Origin of the sequence: Achromobacter sp. RW408, assembly GCF_003184165.1 — a bacterium.
GTDB lineage: Bacteria > Pseudomonadota > Gammaproteobacteria > Burkholderiales > Burkholderiaceae_B > Achromobacter > Achromobacter xylosoxidans.
The window spans coordinates 7136-9232 of sequence record NZ_QHHO01000049.1 but is presented as its reverse complement, the minus strand read 5'-3'; the positions used below and the strand labels follow the sequence as shown (position 1 = coordinate 9232).

Here is a 2097-nt window from a genome sequence, read left to right as displayed (position 1 = left end):
TACAGCTTCGTCGAAGAGCTCAAGACGCGCCTGCCGTATTACCTGATCCGGCTGCTGGGCGGCACGCTCTACTTGTCGGGTATCTGGATCATGGCCTGGAACGTGTGGAAGACGGTGAGCGGCGCGAAGGCGGTCAACCCCGCCATTCCGCCGGACACCGCCCACGCCGTCGGCGCGCCGGCCACCGCTTGACGAGGACATCATGGCCAACAAGCAACAAGGTTTTTTCTCCCACCAGACGCTCGAAAAGAACATCGGCTGGATGATCATCGCCAGTATCCTGGTGGTGTCGTTCGCCGGCCTGGTGCAGATCGTGCCGCTGTTTTTCCAGCACAGCACCACGCAGCCGGTGGCGGGGGTCGAACCCTACAGCCCGCTGCGCCTGATGGGGCGCGACGTCTACATCCGCGAAGGCTGTGTGGGCTGCCACTCGCAGCAGATTCGTGTATTGGCGGCCGAAGTGCAACGTTACGGCCCCTACTCGCTGGCCGCGGAGTCCATGTACGACCATCCCTTCCTGTGGGGTTCCAAGCGCACCGGCCCGGATCTGGCGCGCGTGGGCGAACGCTACTCCGACGAGTGGCATCGCATCCACCTGCGCAACCCGCGCCTGGTGGTGCCCGAGTCCAACATGCCGGCCTATCCCTGGCTGGAAAAGACGGTGATCACCGGCCAGAACGTCGAGCAGCGCATGCGCGCGCTGCGGGCCCTGGGCGTGCCGTATACCGACGAAGAGATCGCCGCCGCGCCCAAGGCCATCGAAGGCAAGACCGAAGAGGACGCGCTGGTGGCCTATCTGCAAGGGCTGGGCGTGGGCGTGCGCAAGGCGCGGCAGGCCAGGAAGGCGGAAGAGGCCAGGAAGGCCGAAGAAGCCCGAAAGGCGGCGCAGCCCGCTGCCGCCGCGCAGCCCGCTGCCTCGGGAGGTTGATCATGGCCTACGTAAGCGCAATCGTCACCGCGATCTCGATGGCAACCTTCGTCGGCATCGTCTGGTGGGCCTGCTCGCGCGGCCGCCAGGGCGCCAACAACGAATCGGCGATGCTGCCGTTCGCGCTGCCCGATGAGTTCGGGCCGGCACAACAAGACGGAGCGGATCAGCCATGAGCGATTTCGTCAGCGGCTTCTGGGGCTACTTCATCTCCATCGTCGCGGTCGGCGGCGTGGTGTTCTGCGTGACGCTGCTGTACTCGCAACGCCGCTGGCTCGGCGCCAAGCCGGCCGGCGGCCAGGCGGACGACACCGGCCATGTCTGGGATGGCGACCTGACCGAACTGAACAACCCGGTGCCTGGCTGGTGGACCTGGATGTTCCTGTTGGCGTGCGCGGTCGCGCTGGGCTACCTGTTCCTGATGCCGGGCCTGGGAACATACCAAGGCCTGCTGGGCTACAGCAGCGCCGACGAAGTGGCGCGGCAGCAGGCCAGGATGGCCGAGGCCGTGCGCCCGATCTATGCGCGCTTCGAGACCATGACGGTGCCGCAGATCGCCGCGGACGCGGGCGCCCGGGAGATCGGCCAGCGCCTGTTCCTGAACACCTGCGCGCAATGCCACGGCTCCGACGCCAAGGGCGGGCCCAGCTTTCCCAACCTGGCCGACAAGGACTGGCTGTATGGCGGCTCGCCCGACACCATCATGCAGACCATCACTTATGGCCGCGTCGGCGTGATGCCGGCCTGGAAAGCCGCCATCGCCCCCAAGGCCGCCGGCGACATCGCGCAATACGTGCGGTCGCTGTCGGGGCTGGACGCGGATCCGGAGCGGGTATTGCGCGGCCAGCGCGGCTATCAGACCTACTGCATTGCCTGTCACGGTGTCGATGGCAAGGGCAACCAGGTCCTGGGCGCGCCGAATCTCACCGACGAAGTCTGGCTTTACGGCAGCTCGGAAGCGTCCATCGTCAAGACCATCCTGGATGGGCGCGAAAATCACATGCCGGCGCACGGCGACATCCTGACGCCGGTGCAGATCAAGCTCCTGACGGCCTGGGTCTGGGGCCTGTCGAACAAGCCCGAGGCGCAGGCGCAGCCGGCCGCGCCCGCCGGCCCGGCCGATTAGGCATTGCCCCATGGATGATGGGTCAACCGCAAGCGTCAGCAGT

Annotated in this window: 3 protein-coding genes and 1 pseudogene; all 4 read left to right on the top strand. The window is 66.8% G+C overall.

All coding sequences use genetic code 11. The features are described from left to right. A pseudogene (locus DK459_RS30815) lies at positions 1 to 192 on the top strand (cytochrome C oxidase Cbb3); the annotation flags it as partial. Positions 193 to 202: 10 nt separating this feature from the next. Continuing rightward, a complete protein-coding gene (gene ccoO, locus DK459_RS19560; protein ID WP_070541837.1) occupies positions 203 to 928 on the top strand; it encodes a cytochrome-c oxidase, cbb3-type subunit II in 726 nt (241 codons plus the stop codon). Beyond that, positions 928 to 1104 (top strand): cytochrome oxidase, encoded by a 177-nt coding sequence (locus tag DK459_RS19555; protein ID WP_081397412.1) that lies wholly within the window; start codon positions 928 to 930, stop codon positions 1102 to 1104. Before ccoO ends, DK459_RS19555 begins: the two co-directional genes overlap by 1 nt. Further along, a complete protein-coding gene (gene ccoP, locus DK459_RS19550; protein WP_070541843.1) occupies positions 1101 to 2054 on the top strand; it encodes a cytochrome-c oxidase, cbb3-type subunit III in 954 nt (317 codons plus the stop codon). The genes DK459_RS19555 and ccoP overlap by 4 nt, the downstream gene beginning before the upstream one ends. Positions 2055 to 2097 lie beyond the last annotated feature (43 nt).

Excerpts from the sequence above, each read along its gene's own strand:
- ccoP (WP_070541843.1), top strand. The coding sequence starts at position 1,101 with ATGAGCGATTTCGTCAGCGGCTTCTGGGGCTACTTCATCTCCATCGTC.
- ccoO (WP_070541837.1), top strand. The coding sequence starts at position 203 with ATGGCCAACAAGCAACAAGGTTTTTTCTCCCACCAGACGCTCGAAAAG.